The 16,051-nt window shown below is 59.5% G+C and carries 18 protein-coding genes and 5 pseudogenes; 10 read left to right on the forward strand and 13 right to left on the reverse strand.

The window, feature by feature from the left end:
* The first annotated feature begins 323 nt into the window (after positions 1-323).
* On the forward strand, positions 324-800 hold the full coding sequence (locus CXY80_RS01520; RefSeq protein WP_158251519.1) for a hypothetical protein: 477 nt from the start codon (positions 324-326) through the stop codon (positions 798-800).
* Positions 797-1,627 (forward strand): hypothetical protein, encoded by an 831-nt coding sequence (locus tag CXY80_RS01525; protein ID WP_104131339.1) that lies wholly within the window; start codon positions 797-799, stop codon positions 1,625-1,627. Before CXY80_RS01520 ends, CXY80_RS01525 begins: the two co-directional genes overlap by 4 nt.
* Positions 1,628-1,646: 19 nt before the next feature.
* Here CXY80_RS01525 and CXY80_RS01530 read toward each other — a convergent pair whose 3' ends face one another.
* From CXY80_RS01530 to CXY80_RS20615, 8 genes and pseudogenes are all read right to left on the reverse strand, one after another.
* Complete coding sequence (locus CXY80_RS01530; RefSeq protein ID WP_104131349.1) at positions 1,647-2,201, reverse strand: recombinase family protein; 555 nt, start codon at positions 2,199-2,201, stop codon at positions 1,647-1,649.
* A 451-nt stretch (positions 2,202-2,652) separates the two neighbouring features.
* Positions 2,653-3,096, reverse strand: a complete 444-nt coding sequence (locus tag CXY80_RS01535; protein WP_104131340.1) for a hypothetical protein — start codon at positions 3,094-3,096, stop codon at positions 2,653-2,655.
* A gap of 514 nt (positions 3,097-3,610) precedes the next feature.
* Complete coding sequence (locus CXY80_RS01540) at positions 3,611-4,105, reverse strand: DUF6328 family protein (protein WP_104131341.1); 495 nt, start codon at positions 4,103-4,105, stop codon at positions 3,611-3,613.
* A gap of 14 nt (positions 4,106-4,119) precedes the next feature.
* The gene (locus CXY80_RS19910) at positions 4,120-4,386 is read right to left on the reverse strand and encodes a Rho termination factor N-terminal domain-containing protein (protein WP_104195492.1); all 267 of its coding nucleotides are present in this window, start codon (positions 4,384-4,386) and stop codon (positions 4,120-4,122) included.
* 29 nt (positions 4,387-4,415) lie between these two features.
* Positions 4,416-5,309 (reverse strand): annotated as a pseudogene (locus CXY80_RS01545) (SDR family oxidoreductase); the annotation flags it as partial.
* Positions 5,310-5,439: 130 nt separating this feature from the next.
* The gene (locus CXY80_RS19015) at positions 5,440-5,628 is read right to left on the reverse strand and encodes a hypothetical protein (protein ID WP_146069790.1); all 189 of its coding nucleotides are present in this window, start codon (positions 5,626-5,628) and stop codon (positions 5,440-5,442) included.
* Positions 5,629-5,931: 303 nt separating this feature from the next.
* Positions 5,932-7,439 (reverse strand): annotated as a pseudogene (locus CXY80_RS01555) (IS1182 family transposase).
* A 57-nt stretch (positions 7,440-7,496) separates the two neighbouring features.
* Positions 7,497-7,700: a hypothetical protein gene (locus CXY80_RS20615; protein WP_369828595.1), complete on the reverse strand. Its 204-nt coding sequence runs from the start codon at positions 7,698-7,700 to the stop codon at positions 7,497-7,499.
* On the opposite strand from CXY80_RS20615, the gene CXY80_RS19915 reads away from it, so the two are divergent.
* Both CXY80_RS19915 and CXY80_RS01565 read left to right on the forward strand, forming a co-directional pair.
* On the forward strand, positions 7,620-7,793 hold the full coding sequence (locus CXY80_RS19915; protein ID WP_158251777.1) for a hypothetical protein: 174 nt from the start codon (positions 7,620-7,622) through the stop codon (positions 7,791-7,793). The two genes, CXY80_RS20615 and CXY80_RS19915, sit on opposite strands and share 81 nt — an antisense overlap.
* A 151-nt stretch (positions 7,794-7,944) precedes the next feature.
* Positions 7,945-8,117: pseudogene (locus CXY80_RS01565) on the forward strand (CsbD family protein).
* 9 nt (positions 8,118-8,126) lie between these two features.
* Here CXY80_RS01565 and CXY80_RS01570 read toward each other — a convergent pair.
* Positions 8,127-8,396 (reverse strand): hypothetical protein, encoded by a 270-nt coding sequence (locus tag CXY80_RS01570; protein ID WP_146070626.1) that lies wholly within the window; start codon positions 8,394-8,396, stop codon positions 8,127-8,129.
* 103 nt (positions 8,397-8,499) lie between these two features.
* A pseudogene (locus CXY80_RS01575) lies at positions 8,500-9,572 on the reverse strand (IS110 family transposase).
* A 539-nt stretch (positions 9,573-10,111) separates the two neighbouring features.
* Here CXY80_RS01575 and CXY80_RS01580 point away from each other — a divergent pair.
* On the forward strand, positions 10,112-10,663 hold the full coding sequence (locus CXY80_RS01580; protein WP_233194796.1) for a universal stress protein: 552 nt from the start codon (positions 10,112-10,114) through the stop codon (positions 10,661-10,663).
* 218 nt (positions 10,664-10,881) lie between these two features.
* Here the strand turns inward: CXY80_RS01580 and CXY80_RS01585 are convergent, their stop codons facing one another.
* Positions 10,882-11,538: a hypothetical protein gene (locus CXY80_RS01585; protein WP_104131345.1), complete on the reverse strand. Its 657-nt coding sequence runs from the start codon at positions 11,536-11,538 to the stop codon at positions 10,882-10,884.
* A 188-nt stretch (positions 11,539-11,726) separates the two neighbouring features.
* Between CXY80_RS01585 and CXY80_RS20385 the strand changes: the two genes are divergently transcribed.
* The gene (locus CXY80_RS20385) at positions 11,727-11,852 is read left to right on the forward strand and encodes a hypothetical protein (RefSeq protein ID WP_255411820.1); all 126 of its coding nucleotides are present in this window, start codon (positions 11,727-11,729) and stop codon (positions 11,850-11,852) included.
* A gap of 8 nt (positions 11,853-11,860) precedes the next feature.
* On the opposite strand, the gene CXY80_RS01590 is transcribed toward CXY80_RS20385, so the two are convergent.
* Positions 11,861-12,328: a Dps family protein gene (locus CXY80_RS01590; protein WP_104131346.1), complete on the reverse strand. Its 468-nt coding sequence runs from the start codon at positions 12,326-12,328 to the stop codon at positions 11,861-11,863.
* A 520-nt stretch (positions 12,329-12,848) separates the two neighbouring features.
* Here CXY80_RS01590 and CXY80_RS01595 point away from each other — a divergent pair.
* Both CXY80_RS01595 and CXY80_RS01600 read left to right on the forward strand, forming a co-directional pair.
* Positions 12,849-13,769, forward strand: a complete 921-nt coding sequence (locus CXY80_RS01595) for a hypothetical protein (protein WP_146070627.1) — start codon at positions 12,849-12,851, stop codon at positions 13,767-13,769.
* Positions 13,770-13,892: 123 nt separating this feature from the next.
* Positions 13,893-14,429 carry a class F sortase gene (locus CXY80_RS01600; protein WP_104131348.1) on the forward strand — a complete coding sequence of 179 codons (537 nt, stop codon included), beginning with the start codon at positions 13,893-13,895 and terminating at the stop codon, positions 14,427-14,429.
* A gap of 208 nt (positions 14,430-14,637) precedes the next feature.
* Here CXY80_RS01600 and CXY80_RS01605 read toward each other — a convergent pair.
* Positions 14,638-15,050, reverse strand: a pseudogene (locus tag CXY80_RS01605) (DDE-type integrase/transposase/recombinase); the annotation flags it as partial.
* On the opposite strand from CXY80_RS01605, the gene CXY80_RS20620 reads away from it, so the two are divergent.
* Positions 15,051-15,338 (forward strand): hypothetical protein, encoded by a 288-nt coding sequence (locus CXY80_RS20620; protein WP_369828594.1) that lies wholly within the window; start codon positions 15,051-15,053, stop codon positions 15,336-15,338.
* 327 nt (positions 15,339-15,665) lie between these two features.
* A complete protein-coding gene (locus CXY80_RS19655) occupies positions 15,666-15,809 on the forward strand; it encodes a GPGG-motif small membrane protein (RefSeq protein ID WP_199182204.1) in 144 nt (47 codons plus the stop codon).
* The last annotated feature ends 242 nt before the right edge of the window (positions 15,810-16,051 follow it).

Genomic DNA, 16,051 nt, shown 5'->3' on the forward strand with positions numbered 1-16,051 from the left:
TCGCCCCTGCCTACGTGCTGCTCGCCTCCGACGAGGGATCGTACATCTCCGGCGCGGTCCTGCCGGTCACCGGCGGCAAGGGCCTCTAGAACGCTAGTGCTCATCCTCCCCGCCGTTGCAGTACTGCCGGCGCGAGAAGGGCGATCGAGATCGTGGCGGGGGCCAGCAGGCGGAGGGCGATCGCCGCTCCCCGCGAAATCGTTGGAGACCGTTCGGCCACCGTCTCCGGCGAGCCCATCCACTCCACCTGGTTGGGTCAACCATGGCAAGACCTGTAGAACGGAAGCATACCCAGACCAACCCGTATCGTGATCGTGCCTGGGTTGGCGGTGCGCAGCTACGCTAAGCCTGCCGCTGACGCTTTGCGAATCGCAGCGGCTCAGAGCGATCTTGTGCGGAGTCTTCTTCTCGTCAGCCCCACCGTCGATCCTTGCAACCGCGACCAGCTCACCCTGCTGAGGGTGTGGGCTGCGCCGAAGGATGGGGACGGCGGAGGCGGTGACGAGGAACCGGGATTTCTCGCTTCGATACCCGATTGGGCGCACGCGGGTCTGTGGCGGATCGTACGCGGATGGAAATCTGCAATCGCCGCCCTTCCGCTCGAGGAGATTCTTCCGCAGGTCCGTTCCCACGTCACGATCATCCATTCCGAGCATGACCGGCTGGGCTCCGCGCAGTGGGCGGCCGAACTCGCGCGACTCGCCGGCGGGCGCTTCCTGCAGATGAACGGTGCATCGTACTCGTGGCCGGTTGGCGACGAGTCGGGCTTCGCGAAGATCATTGAGGACCTCACACGATGACTGAAACGACCCTTGATCCCAATAGGGTTGTCGCGTCATTCGACTCCGCGAGCGTCCTGCACGCGGCGACGGTGGCGGCGCTCGAACAGCGTGCCTTCCCCAATCTCGGTAGCTCGACTATCAAGGGTGTCGGCGTTCGGGCGGCCGGCCAGTTGCCGTGGCCGATCCTCCGCCAGATCTACACACGCATTGGCGGCGCCGAGGACATCAATCCTGATGACCTTGGACGTGTCAACCTCGCCGCAGTCGCGGCGAGGTTCGCTGACGCGTACCCACACCGTCAATACCCAGCCGTGTTCATAGGAGCAAGCAACGGTGCGCTGACCCACTTGGCCGCCGCACTGCAGGTGCCGTGGCTGCCGCAGACCGTACTCATCCCCGTGCATCGACTCGGTGATCCCCAGCGGCCGGACCAGGCTCTCGACTTCGGGCGGCGAGTTGCGCCGGGATTGCTGACGGCGAACCCGGACGTCGGGTTACACCAAATGCACGACTCGGCTCAAGACGAACTCATGACCTCGCGGATGACCTACTTCCGCACTAAATGGCTCGATCTTCCCGAGGCGTACGCCCACTTTCTCGGAACCTACCTCGCGCCCGGCGCGCCCGTGTTCCTAGTCAATGACCAATCCCGTTGGCCCGTGGTGCGGCTGGGTGAGCGACACGTCTTCCAGTCGGGCGGCCGCGGTGGGCTGACCCCGGAACAGTACCTCGCGCTTCCTCACACCCCACAGGCCGACGACGACGCCCCGGAAGCCGAATGGGAGCGTTTGAGAATTCGGAGCTTGAACTACGCTAAGCCGATTTTTGGTGGCTGGTTAGCGTAGTTCAAGCTCCCTTTTCCGTTCAGCGGTCAGTGGCGGGGATCCATCGGTAAAGAGTCGGGATTGAAACGCCGACGTTGTGGGCGACGTCGGCCGCGGAGGTGCCTTGGGCGAGCAATTGCTTGGCGGCCATGATTTTGCGGTCGGTCATGAGACGTTTCCGGCCGGGTTGACGCCCGTTCTTGCGTGCGGCTTCAAGTCCGGCTCGGGTCCGCTCGATGGTGAGTTCTCGTTCCATCTGGGCGAGGGATGCCATGACGTGGAAGAAGAACCGGCCGGCCGGGGTGGTGGTGTCGATCTGGTCGGTGAGGGACCGGAATCCGACCCCTGCGGCTTGGAGTTGGTCGGTGAACGCGATCAGGTTCTTCACGCTGCGCCCAAGTCTGTCGAGTTTCCAGACGACGAGGGTGTCCCCATCGCGGAGTTGTTCGAGGGCCTTATCCCGCCCCGGACGGGAGGCCTTCGCGCCGCTGATGACGTCGCTGAAGATCTTTTCGCAGCCTGCGGCGGTCAGGGCGTCTTGTTGCAGGTCAAGGTGTTGGTCGGTCGTGGAGACGCGGGCGTAGCCGATGAGCATGAGGCACCGTTTCAGTTCTCGGAATCCGTCTTTGCCGGATGATGCAAGAATACTGTTCTGAGAAGAGTTTGTGAGAACCTGGGTGCCGCGGCGTTCCGGCATCGTGCCGAGATGGTGGTGGGGTTCTTGTTTTCCCTCCATAGTGGTTGGTGGCCCTATTTTCAATCGGCGATACTGGCCCTATTTTGGGTCGGCGTTAACACTGATCCAGTGCCATTGCTTGGAAGTCATCCATCACAACGCCATCTCACCGTAACAACACATACCCTGTGGGATGTGTCACGCAGAAGGTTCCCATAGTTAACCCGATCATGTGCCGGCACTCAATGCAAGGGGTACCAGAGCTGGAACAGGAACGATTCCCGATTCCGGGTTTCCCACCGATTTGCGGTAAAGCCATCCCTGTGACAACCGGTGCGATCGCAAGCATGAGCAGACCCATTCCAGAGACTTAAAGCAAACGGCGGACAAGCCCGGTGTCATCAATTTGGTGACCGCCGGGACGATGATCCCACATGTCACCCACGGTGAATGGGATCGTGTCTGCGATGAATAGCAGTTCCACGCCTCCCGAATGTAACAGCACGGCCAGCCCCGATTCATGGCTTGTGACAATGCGTCGTGCGTGCCGTAGAAAACAGGCGACCATGTCCGGGGTGGCAACGAAATTGCGGCCACCGTATACGACGACGATCTTCTTGTCCGGTGCAGTTGTCGATTCCGGCGCCGGAACGTCGGTCGTGCGGGTCGCGGTTTCTGTTTCCGCGCGTGGGCGGTAGATGAGCAGTTCACCCCGTTTGGCCGTTGGGGGCGCACCGAGGGGTCGACTGGGCGGGCTCAGTCGTCTTCCGCGATTGGAGATGATCGAATCGTCGTCTCCGAAGAATGCCTCCACTATGAGGCCCCCTTTTTATAGGTCAAGTGTTCTGCTGCCGCTCGTTTGTATACTTTGATTTCTCGACCTCAGGTTGAGCGTCGATAGCGTGGCACGGCTTCCTTGCGGGCGTGAAGGGTGCCACTCACTTCGCTCAGCCACGTGCGGAGGACCTCGTCCGACTCGGCCGCGATCGATCGAACAGCCAACTGCGGCTTTGACGGCCTCGAATCTCGGCCGAGGGGGTCGACCTCTCGCAAAGCTCTTTTCATGAGATTTCTCCCGTCAGATATAGGGGATCCCAACGACATTGTCAGGCTCACCATGGCCCTTGAATTCAGTTTGCCTCATAGAGCGAAACCGTCCGTCCTATGAGTGGCGATCGTAAAAAACCGTTTCTCGCCCTTCTCGAAACATACTCGCTCTCACCCCTTTTTGGGGGGTGCTTGATTTTTGAGCAACTATGCACTGTGCAAACAAACAGCCTTCAGGTGGCTGACAGATTTCACTTATGACGGGTGGGTAATTGCGGTGCCTAGGTTGTAATTGGGCGTCGGGCAGACCAAGGCAGCACGACAAGAACGAGGGCGAGTAACACGAATACCGCAGCGCCTGCCACGATACCTGTGAGGATCCCCCCTACGACGTCGAAGATGAACATTACGACACCCCCGGTGAGTAGCGCAACGACGACCAGGGTTATTTTGAGGAGACGGTTCCCTATCGCAACCATCCGCTTTTTCTCGTGACGACGAAACAGCGTTCGATGCAAGCTCACCGGTGCGAGTCCGATAGCGGTCGCCGCAGCAGCAAGAAGGACCAACACAAGATATACGATGATCTGGAAGCTGGTGAGTTCCTTAAATCGTTGCTGAAACGCAAGAGTCAGTAGGAAGCCACTGATGATCTGGGTTCCCGTCTGGGTGACTCGCAATTCTTGGAGAATCTCTTCCCAGTTTCGATCGAACTGCTCATCAGGAGTTTCCTCGCGGCCGTCCTCGGCTCGTGGGCTTTGGGCCGGGTCAAGCATTGCAAGCCGCCGTGCTAGTGGTTTCGAATACTCTCGATCAGGTCTGCTTTCTTCTGACGCGAGTAACCGGAAAAGCCGAGTTCTTTCGCCTTTTTGTGCAGGTCGGCCACTGTCCAGTCCTCATAGGAACCAGACTCCCCGCCTTTGCGGCTGATGGTGGAGCGGCCCTTCTTTGCAGCGGCGTTGGAAATGCGTGCTGCTTTTTCCTTGGAGGCTCCGTCGTCTCGAAGTTCTTCGTAGAGTTCTGGATCTTTGAGACGGGAGTTCTTTGCGCCTGGCATTTCAGTATTCCTTTCTCTGAATCTGGTTCGAGACCTTTGCCTCCCGTGACGGGAAGGACCGCCCTGGATACATAGGATGCGTCCGATGAGGCAAGGTACACGTAAGCGTGCGCGAGTTCTGCGGGCTGCCCTGCACGTCCCAGAGGCGTGTCTTGCCCGAAGGTGGGCAGTTTGCTCGGCCAGGCCGTGGCCGGGATCAAAGGGGTCCAGATAGGACCGGGCGCCACCGCGTTCACTCGAATTCCTCTGCGTCCAACTTGCAGTGCCAATGCTTTGGCGAAGGCGACGAGGGCTGCTTTCGTCATCGCATAGTCGATCAGGTTCGGCGAGGGGTTGAATGCTTGAATCGAGGAGGTTGTGATAATTGACGCACCGGGGTGCAGGTGCGGTAATGCCGCGCTGGTGATCCATAGCGTGGAGTACAGGTTGGTTTCCATGACTCGGGTGAATTCGTCGGTGGTGAGGTTTTCCAGTCCGTCCCTGTTCTGCTGGTATGCGGCGTTGAGTACCAGGATGTCGAGGCCGCCCAACTTCTCAATGACGGCTGCGGGAAGGCTTCGGCTGAAGTCCTCATTGCGAAGATCCCCGGGCAGTAAGAGTGCTTGCCTGTCTGTGCTGCGGACGAGTTCGCTTGTCTCGTCGGCATCGGCCTGCTCTTCTGGCAGGTAGGCGATGGCGACGTCAGCGCCTTCACGAGCATAGGCAAGAGCGACCGCACGCCCGATGCCCGAATCTCCTCCAGTGATGAGCGCCACCCGCCCGGCGAGCCGCCCGGAACCAATGTAGGTGTTTTCCCCGTGGTCGGGCCGCGGAACCATCGCTCGGGTAAGTCCGGGCTGGTCTTGCTGCTGCTCGGGAAACCCTTCTGTCCGATACTTCGTTACCGGATTGTCTTCGTCATGCCTTGGGGCATTACGGCTCATTTCTGACATGAATTATCCACCCTCCCGACGGAGAACACCCTCCTCGTCGGCCTGTGCCAGGGGTATGGAAAAATCGCTTCCGGAATGTAGGAATGTAGACGAACCATCCCGCTGGCCGCCGTGAGAACACTCAATGGTCGAGAGGTTCCGGGTCTTCTCGTACCGGCCCGTCGGCTTCTATTTCTTCCTCTTCTTCTTCCTCGGTCTCTTTGTCTTCCTTGTCCGGGTCGAGGTTGGGGTCGATGAGGCTCTCACGATCCTGGTCCGGGAGGGTTCCTTCGTTCAGGGGAGACTGTCCTTCGGCATTTGTCTCAGACACGATATTTCCTTCCACTCGTTTATTCATTTGATAGTGGGCGAGCGTAGGCCTCGATTATTTCTTTGGGAACGGGTTGAAACTGTGGGCCGTAAGGTCTAGGAGCGTGTGTCAGTAACGCCTATTCCGTGTTGATCAGCCAGTTTTTGGGCTGGCGCGGTTGGGTCGGGCTGGGGCTGTGCTGAAGACGATTTCCGATGGTTTCACCGTCGGATCGTTCTGTGCCGATCCAAAATAGGGCCAGGTGTGCGGAACGCGGTCTGGTGCCGGGCAGGTTCCGCCAGTCAGGGCGGTCCTGCCCGTTCTTTAGGCGGCGGGTCGAGCCGTCAGGGCGCTTGGCGTGGTGAGGAGTGCTTTGGTTTGCATGGTGTGCAGCTTCATTAGGTTGTGGCAGGCAGCGATCAGGTCCCACTCGTGCGCTGCTTGCTCCAGCCCTCGGAGCAAGACGAATTTGCCTTGCCGAGTGTGGATTTGCCCGAAGACGGGTTCCACGATCGCTTTGCGCCGTGCGTAAACGGCGCGGCCCTTCTTCGTTTTCAACTTCCGTGCCATGCGTTCCCGCAAGGTCGCATTGGCCGGGATCCGGCCGCGGGGAACGTCGGGGACATGTTCACCGTGCTTCACCCGGCCGGTCGCGATGAAAACCTCGGTCCGGCCGGCACTGGTTGTTTCAACAGTCTTCACGTAGTCCAGATTTGCTGCTGAACAATACCCGGCATCCGCCAGGATCTGCCGGGGCATGACACCGGTCGTGGCCGCGAGTTTCTCGATCATCGGTACGCCCTGTTCAACGTCGACGCCAATGTTCGTCAGCGTCGTAGCGACGATGACTTGATGGTCGGCATCGACGATGGCTTGCGCATTGTAGGCGTAGTGGAAGGACCCGTCGGCGGTCTTCATGATCCGAGAATCCGGGTCGGTGAAGTTGCGTTGCGCCTTCGGAGCAACGACCGCGTTCTTGGCCGCGTCGTCACCGTTCTGCGCGACCGTATCGTCGTCATCGCCCTTGTCCCGGGCCTTCTTCTCCGCCTCTTTCCGCGCTCGGACGGCAGCGTCTGCCTCCAGCGCGGCGCGCGCTTCGGCCAGTTTCACCAGGCGTGATTCCCGCCGGGCGAGCTCGGGCGGCAGTTCGTCGCCGCGTTTGTCTTTCCCGAACCGGGCATCCTCCGCGTAATCGATCGCGTCCGCATCCGCCAGCAACGCGGAGACTTCATCGGCGAGGACTTTCTGCTTCTCCGTCAGGCGGGCGTAGCTCATCGCCTTCCGCCGGGACGCGTTGGCGCGCACCTTTGTGCCGTCCAACGCGACCTGTCCGAGCGAGACCATCCCGGCGGCGCGGCACAGTTCCAACGCCTGCAAGAACACGTTCCCGAGGCTGGAGAGGTGGCGTTTGCGGAACCGGGCGATGGAGCGAAAATCGGGGCCTGCTGCGCCGCCAACCAACGAAAAGCGACGACGTCGACGCAGACCCGTTCCAACTCGCGTGACGAGCGAACGCCAACGCAATATCCGTACAGCAGTACCCGGACTATCAGGCGCGGGTCATACGGCGGCTGGCCCTTCGACTTCGCGTAGGACGCGTAGAACTTCTTCAAATCCAGCTGCGTCTCAACGATGTCCGCGATGAAACGAGACAGGTGATTTTGCGGTAACCACTCATCCAACGACGGCGGTACCAGCATCACCGCGTTCGGTTCGAACGCCCGGAACCGCTTGTTCACGCCGGCGCCAGCCTCAACGCCGTCATCGACGATCAGGTCCACGTGCTCGAGTTCCGCCGCGGGGAACAGACCATCAGAATCGCTCATACCCAATTTTCCCAGACCGAAACCCCGAACCCGGGAAATCGGACGGCGTTTTAAACTTTGGTACTACTGACCCGCGCTCATAGGGGTTCTTGGCCTTCGTTTGGATGTCTTCTTCAGCGCGTCCGGTGCAGCGTCCTGTGAGCTTGTGGTCGGGGTGCGATTTTCGGCACTTACCATCCAGGAGTATTGTTCGAGCTCCTCAAGGAAGGTGTGGAGGATGTCGGCGGTGGCGAGGTCACCATCGACCTGGTCGTGTACAGCGCGGATCGTTGTCGTCGTGCCTTCCAGACCGGCGACAATCAGCTCGATTGTTTGGGTTGGCCTGAAGGTTGTCACCGAGTTCTTATGAAGCAATCATGAGCATCTTCCTGTTCGAAAGGTGGAGTTCTTATCCCCGGGCTATCATCCCCGAGACGCGAATGTCAACCGGTTAGCGACGACGACAAAATCCATTTACGCGGACTGCACCAGATGGCCGATTGAGCCATACGGCCTGATTGAGGAGGAACTCATGAGCGGAGCAGACAAAATCCACAATGCGGCACAAGATGCCGCAGGCAAGGGCAAAGAAGCGGTCGGTAAGGTTACCGACGACGACGAGCTGGAAGCCGAGGCAAGGCTGATCAGACGAAAGCCGATGTCAAGCAGGCCGCTGAAAAGGTCAAAGACGCCTTCAAGCACTGATGAAAGCGACTAGGGACGGTTGCGAGGGTCGAGCTCCCTCGTGAAGAAAGACGCCGCTGCTTTGAGGATGTCGTTCGTCTCGCGCAGGTCACGGTTCTCGCGCTTGAGGCGTTTGATTTCCTCGAGCTCCTCGTTCGTGGGCCCGGTGCGTTCGCCGGCGCCGGCCTGCGCCTGAGTGGCACACTTTCGGAGCGTCTCGGCGCCAATGTTGAGCTTGGGGGCCAAGTCGCGGCACGCGGACCACATTGACGGGTAATCCTTCAAACGATCAAGAGTCATACGGACCGCTCGTTCGCGAACCTCTGTTGGGTGTTTCTTGGGCATAACCGAATCCTTTCACCAGAAAGAAAGCGGCAGGAAATCAGGGATGCTTCTATGTTTGTCAAGCGGTTGGCGATGAGGCTGCTGCAGCCAGGGTGCGGTAAATCTGTCTCGTGATGTAGCGCTTGAGGCAGCGCATGATCTCTCTTTTCGTGCGTCCCTCCGCGAGGCGTTTCAGGACGTATTCGCGGGTGGCGGCGTCGGTGCGCATGCGGGTGAGTGCGATGGTGTTAATCGCTCTGTTGAGCTGGCGGTCGCCGCCGCGGTTGAGGCGGTGCCGGATCGTTTTCCCTGAGGACGCGGGGATCGGACAGGTGCCCGCGATTTGCGCCAGAGCACCCTCGGATCTGATCCGGCCGGGGTGGGACCACACTGTCATGATCATCGCTGCGGTGACGGCTCCGATACCTGGCATCGCGATGAGGGCTGGGGAATGTTCGTCGACGAGGTTGGTGAGTTGCAGCCTGTTGGTTTTGAGGTCGGTGTCGAGGGTGAGGATCCGTTTGGCCGAGCGGACGGCTTCGCTTCGGGCGATGGTCGAGCCGAGGGGTTCGTCCCGGTGCCGCCAGGAGGAGATCGTGACGATCTGTCCCGGCGTGAGGGCATGGCGAGCGTCGATGCCGAGGTCGTGGGCCCGAATCAGTGCGGTCAATGCGTTGAGGGTCCGGAGCCGGTCTGCGTTCATCTGCTCTCGGCCTACTGTCAGGAGCTTCAGTGCTGTCTGGACTTCGCCGGCGCGACGATCTCGGAGCCGTTCGATGTCCATGATCAGAGTTGAACGGGCAGCGGTGATGGCGTCGAGGCTGTCGGTTTTACCCTTGCCGCGGAGACGTTTGGCGGAGGGCGTCGGGGCCTCGGGGCCTCGACGACCCGATAGCCCGCCTCGGTGAGGCGTCGTGCCATGACAGCTCCGTAGGAGCCCGTGCCCTCGGCTGAGATCAAGACTGTCTCTGCGTTGCCGTCTGCTCGGCGTCTGATCCACACGGTTGCCCGCGACAACCCGGCTGGCGTCGTCGGGAAAGTCTTTTGGTCGAGCAGCTTCCCCGAGGGTGACTCAACGACGGCGTAGGTATGGGTGGCTGCGTGGGTGTCGACTCCCACGACGGTTCTGTAGTGATCTGCGACGATGGACATGCGGTGCCTCCTGATGGTGGGTGGACGTCGTTGCCGGCGTCAGCCCGGGAGAAGATCACTGCGAGACATGCCTGTAAGGGGCCACGACGTGAACGTCGGGCAAGCTTCTAATCAAGTCATCGTGGTGGGCCAGAAAGACACCGGCCCTCCTAACCGAGTGGACAGATCCCTGGCAAGACACCCCGCGGGGGTCAGACGGTTCACGAGTCACGCCCGGTCAGTAGAACCAGCACCAATCTAGCCAGCCAGCCCCAGGCCAGCCACAAGAAAGACTTACAGACGGTTCAATGCTCTCTTTTTGGATACCGAGCTGGAGGCCTACCTCGGCCACCGCGATGCCGGCGAGCACACCATGTGCTAGAAACAAACCAGAACAGAGTCATACGCGAGATTTGGCCGCTGGCTATCGCCGGACCTTGCTGAGCCGTACCAAAGAGTCCGGCATCAGCGAAGCCGCCGTCTTTGCCGATATCCCAAACCGATGATCAGCTACCCATCGTATTCACGTCATGGCGCAGGTGATTCGTAAGGAGGAGCTCATGCATGAAAGCAGCAGTAACTATTACGGGATGGGGGGTTCGAACAACCCGGACGAGGCGCAGGTTAGGGTTACTGAAGTCCGACACAGTCTTGGACGAATCGTGGTTGGAGTTGACGGGTTGGCCGGGTCGGAGGCTGCATTGGATTGGGCGGTCAATGAGGCACAACTGCGCGGTGTGCCTATGCATGTGGTCATGACTTGGCAGGAACCGCAGATCTATGATGCTGACGGGATCGGAACACTGGGAATGAATCCGCCAGAGGATATGGCCCGTGAGTTGTCGACGGCAACAACCCGCGCGGTCGCTCAACTGGCTGAAAACGCGTCACGCGGGCATGATGTGATGATCACCAGCGAGGCAGTCGAGGGGCATCCAGCAGAGGTCCTCCTGTTCACCGCGGAAGATGCAGCGATGCTGGTGGTCGGATCGCGAGGACATGGCGGGTTAGCCGGAGTACTTCTTGGATCGGTGGGCCAGCATGTGGTGCCACACGTCCGATGTCCCGTGGTCGTGGTACCGGACCTCATACGTGAAGCTGACAGAGCATGACCGTCCTGGACGCAATCGGTCTTGCCACGGAATCCCAAGCTGGCAGGGTGGACGCATCCCAGCGCCCTCCGCACGCTTCGCACGCTTCGCACCAGTGTCCCCGACCTATGGGGCTCATCAATGGCAGAGGCACAAACGACAATGTGATCTGCAGGATTCACCTTCGCCGATGGTGGAAAGGCAGCCGCTAATCAAACCGAAGAAACATCCTTAGTCCACTATTCAAAGTTCTTAATCGGGGCAGCAAACTGGGTTACGGGGCCGTCAGAGGGAAAAGACCTGAGCTCCACAGAGAACGTTCGTTCGTTGTCATCAGAGGTAACAGGAACCGAATTCACCTCGATCACCAACTCCTCTACGCCATCACGCTGCCAACGATGTGAAGGATTTGAGGCTTCTAGAACAGCTACCGGATCACCGACTTGGATACCGTCAACGGTCTCGATTCCTATTCCGTCAACCTCTGCCGCCGTCACGTGCATGATGATTTCCGGACTGCTGGGACGTTGCGCAGGCCCGTCCGTGCCGATCGACACTCCGATCCAGTCGTAGTCAACCGAAGGGATGCCTTCATAGGTGGTCATGACGGGTTCTCCCCCGAATACAGCCGTGAGCGCAGCGGCCACCGGTTCAATGGGTTCGAAATAACCGAACTCATCGCCAATCGTTCCATCGTCCAGGACGACCTGGATACTACTCGCAGACACAACCAAATGGTCCGGCGTGGCACGAGTTTCGGGGCTCGCCTCTTTCTCTTCTATGGTCGTTGGGGTAACCGCTGGAGCCGGAATATTCGCCTGAGGCCCATTCGAGGAACAACCGGTCAGGATCACAGCCAACGCCGCGACGGCTGCGAAGAGCGTTCCCCTATTCATGAATTCCCCGTTCGGTTAAGTTCCGTTCACCGTATCAGGAGCCTGGAAGGTGCCTGGCTTGTGCACACTGGCGAACCAAACCAGTTAGTACAGTGACGCACATCCCACGACGTTGTCCTTATCTATACGGCTCAGCTTTCCGACGTGGCACACGAGTTCTCTCCGCATCTTCCATTCAGAGCAACCTCATGGACGCTGAAGCAGTCGTTTTCGAGGCCTTCGGCAACAATGACGCACCAAGGATGCTCCGGGGAGCCACCGTCCTCGAACACAATACGGATCAGCTCGTTGAAGTTGAACCCGTCGAAGCCTGAGCTTGGGCTTAGTTCTGCGCCGCCGATTGCGGCTGCCGATTCTCGGCGCTGACCATCCAGGCGTACTGCTCTAATTTCTCAATGAAAACGTGAAGAATATCGGCACTGATGGGATCTTCCTCGTCGACGCTATCGTGCACAACCCGCATGTTCTCTACGGTGAGATTCAGGCGTTGCGTGATGAGGTTGACCGCGTCCGTGGTGAGTACCTCGCCAACGGGAAAGCTCGGCAAGTGCGTGGTCGCAGTGACGGTTTCGATGCGTCCGTCGGGCTGCGCGTCAAGGGCGCGCAAGCGTTCGGCCAGTTGATCAGAGAATACACGCACCTCCCCGACGATTTCATCGAGCTGCAGGTGCAAGTCACGAAAGTTCGGTCCAACGATGTTCCAGTGCGCCTGCTGGCCCTGCAGATGCAGCGCAATCAAGTCGACAAGAATGGACTGCAAGTTCGTGCGGAGCGTATCGGAGGCGTGCATGATGTCCTTTCGTGGTACGAGGATAGAGCTCAAAATATGACGTCACTGCGCCAGCCACCATCGCGGTTGAACGGGCTTCAACGAACGTCTTGACCTGTTTAAGGTCTCTCTCGATGAGATGACCATCAACCCAAAGACCACGCCGAGCTGTATTTCGAAGGTAGGGCGACTGACCCGGTTGTGGCTATGGCAGCGTTAGTGGGACCCACCAGGGCAATCTAAGCCGGACCCACTTCGGTCTTGACGGGGTGTCACGGGCAATCTAAGTTGAGAAACTCCATCCCTCAGCGGGACGTGACCCTTCTCCCAATGACGTCCCCTCGAGTGGTTAGCTCAGCAGCAAAAAGGACTAGCCAAAGCCACCTGCAAATCGAGACGACCAGACCAGGATATTTCCGTCGGCGACACTGCGCAAACATTGAAGTGCGGCAGAAACTCCAGCGCCAAAGTGGACCCTCAGGTACCCGCGCCTTGATCGGCTTTGAACTGTAGTAACCTAGCGTTCTATTGAGGGAGCACCATGAACGCCGTTGTGTCTCACTCTGTTTCCACCGGCTCAACTCGTTTCGGTACGTCGTTGAAAAAAGTTTCAGTTCTGGCCGCGGCGTTGCTGATCGCGGTACTGGGGTTGACTTTCGCGCCATCGGGGGGCCCCGCCGTGGCCGCCCAAACGATCGCTCAGTGCAACAACGTCGATAACACCGGCGGTTTAGGGCTCAGTTGTGACGTGACCGTCACCAACAATCTCAACGTCGCCACCGGGGTGGCGAGTTCCACGGTCATCATCAAAGAATGTCACAGCGCAGCTAACACAGAGCCGACCTGCACGACCTCGACAACGTCGTATAACGCCCTTACAACATCCGTAAATCAGTGCAACTATGCGGCAAACGGCGGCGGCGCCAGCGTGATCTGCAACGTGTCCATCACCAACAACATCACCGGAGCTTCGACAACGGGTGTCTCCGGAGCAACGGTCGACCAATGCAACGGATCTGGAGCAGAGGGCACCGCGCCCACCCTAAACTGCGATCCGTTTCCTGCCAGCACGTCAGGCGCCACAATCACTCAGTGCAACGGGTCCACCAACGGTGGAGGCGCGCCGGACCGGGTCACCTGCACGGTGCCCCCTTCCACCATGAGTGCGCAACTTGCAGTCTCGATCAACCAGTGCAACAACACCGCCAACGGCGGCGGATCGGTCGTAACCTGCACCGCGTCACTGACAAACATTGCGCTCGCCTCGGCGACGGCGCCGACGCCAGCACCTCCGACGGCATCGCCACTGGCGAAGAACACACTGCATGACGCTAAGACCGACGGCTTCACTCACATCGCAAAGGACGCCGGTTTTCCCGGCGGCCTGGGAGTCGGCGTGCTTCTGCTCGCCGGGTTGTTGACGGCGGCACTCACCGCCCGCCGGATGGGTGCCCATCACTAGGAAGACGCTGCTCGGCGGGGGGGGGCAGCACTTCTCTGTGCGCTGTCGCTTGGAGGGATTTTTCTCAGCTCGCCCGGCCTAGGCACGGCCCCAGCGAATACACCGACGCCCACAATTAGCCGGATGGCACCTGCAACGCCGGTTGCGCCGTCGGCAGTACCCACCGCTGACATCGTGGTCCAGGCATCCGCACCTCTTCGCCTCAAAGTCCCCTCGATCGGGCTCGACGGATCCGTTTCCGAGTACACCCAGGAGATGATTGACGAAAACGATGGCTTCGATCCGCCCGAACTCTCTATGATTTCCTGGGACACAACTATTCCGGACGGGCTGACCGGGACAGACGCGGCCAACACGGTCTACCTCTACGGACATTCCTGGGTCGATGTGGCCGTGTTCAATGAACTCAAAAACCTGCAGCCCGGAGCCGTCGCGAGCATTAGTACGGCAAACGGCACGCTCTGCTACGTCGCACAGAAAACCCTTAGGTTGAACAAAGCGGAATACAAGACCAACGACGAACTCACTAACGTCATCCCCAACCGTTTGGTGCTTGTGAGCTGCTACAGGCCCGGGGGCTACAACCCGGATGCTGCCACCGTCCAAAACATCGTCGTCGTGCTTCAACTGGACCAAGAAAAAACAAACTTAGGCTGTTGACTGCCTGAGATAGCTTGCGCCCATCACAGGATTTGGGGCCAGCGTGAGCAATCCGCTCGCGCCGCTACTCGGCGGCGCAGCCTCAGATTTTGAACCCCGACCTGCTCCAAGCCAGCTATCGCCAGACAAGTCAGCTAATGCGCGCTGGGTCTCATGGAGACTCGCGCTATTTGATTTCGACCAGAGGTTTGTGGTTGGTTTGTCCAGCTCAGAACGTCTGCTCGAACTCGGCGGGTGGGATATCGCCGAGGTAGCCGTCGAGACGCTGCGTGTTACGCCAGTACACCCATCCAAGCGTTGCCAGCTCGAGGTCCTCGACCGGTTCCCACGCGCCCGGGCGTGCGGGCCGCGAACGGGTTCGGCCTTGTATTATCCGTTCACCGTCTCGGCGAGTCGTTCGCCGCATCATATGGACATGAATTGACTGCCTGCGTCGCTGTCACAGTGCACATCCTTGTGGTGGGTGCCGCGACCCCACCTTGCCATCTCGATCGCGTCGAGGATCATCTCGGTGCGCACCTGCGCTGTGCACCGCCAGCCCACGATCATCCGAGAGAACACGTCCATAATGAAGCACACAGCCCAGTAGCAGCCGGCGTCGTTATCGAGCTTCCACAGTTTTTGGGCGCGTTCGGACGGATCATCGTGGGCTCGATCAGCGATCGTCTAGATAGTCGAGTCGGAGTGCTGCGCCGGGTTGCCATCAGCGCGGCAGCAGTCATGCTGCTGCTCGCCGCAGCAGGCGGCTTGCAGTGGAATGCTGCGGCGGCAATCATGCTGGTCATCGCCACCACAGTCAGTGTGGCCGACAACGGACTGGCCTTCACGTCGGTCGCCGAGGCCGCCGGCCCCTCAGAGACCGGTCGGGCGTTGGGCGTTCAGAACACCGGCCAATTCATAGCAGCCTGATGTGCCGAGCATTACGGCTTGAAGAACGACATCTAACGCACACGAAGAAGCGTCGACGGATGCCCACCGACTGTCTCGTAGAGGGTCCCTCCTGAAAACCCCAAACAAGACGAGTCAACTGAACCGTTAGCAGTCCCACCTGTCTAATGTTTGGGTCCTCTTGGCCGTTTCGCATGGCCACTAACAACTAATGACAAAATCTCCCCTCCACGACATTCTGGATAAAACACAAGGTCAGAGACCAAGCAGGGGGTACGTTCGCTTTAACAGATCGAAAACCGCTGTGGGCGTACGGCCCGTCGGCAATGAATGAAATGGAGCAGCACCATGGCAACAATTCTCTGGATCATTGCGGTAATCCTCGTTATTGCAGGCATTGTCGCGCTATTTCGACGCCAGCTTCTCTGGGGTATTGTGCTCATCGTCGTGGGACTGTTGGTTGGTCCAGGTGGCGTGAGCCTCTTCACTTGAGACTGCGGATCGCAGTAGCGTTTCGGGGCATGGCGGAGCTCCGGAACGGCTACGGCGTGAAGGATCCACTGACGCTCTTCGTTGTCTGAGCGCTGCATGACGTCGAGGAGACCGTAGCTTTTCCTGACACTTACGATCGTTTCGCAGAGCGGACGGGACTGCCCCCGGTTTGGTTGACTCCTGACCTGTGGAGCTTCGTCTTCACTGGAAAGATGTCATCATGCCCAAGCCCTACCCACCCG

Origin of the sequence: Cryobacterium sp. M91, assembly GCF_002929615.1 — a bacterium.
Lineage (GTDB): Bacteria > Actinomycetota > Actinomycetes > Actinomycetales > Microbacteriaceae > Cryobacterium > Cryobacterium levicorallinum.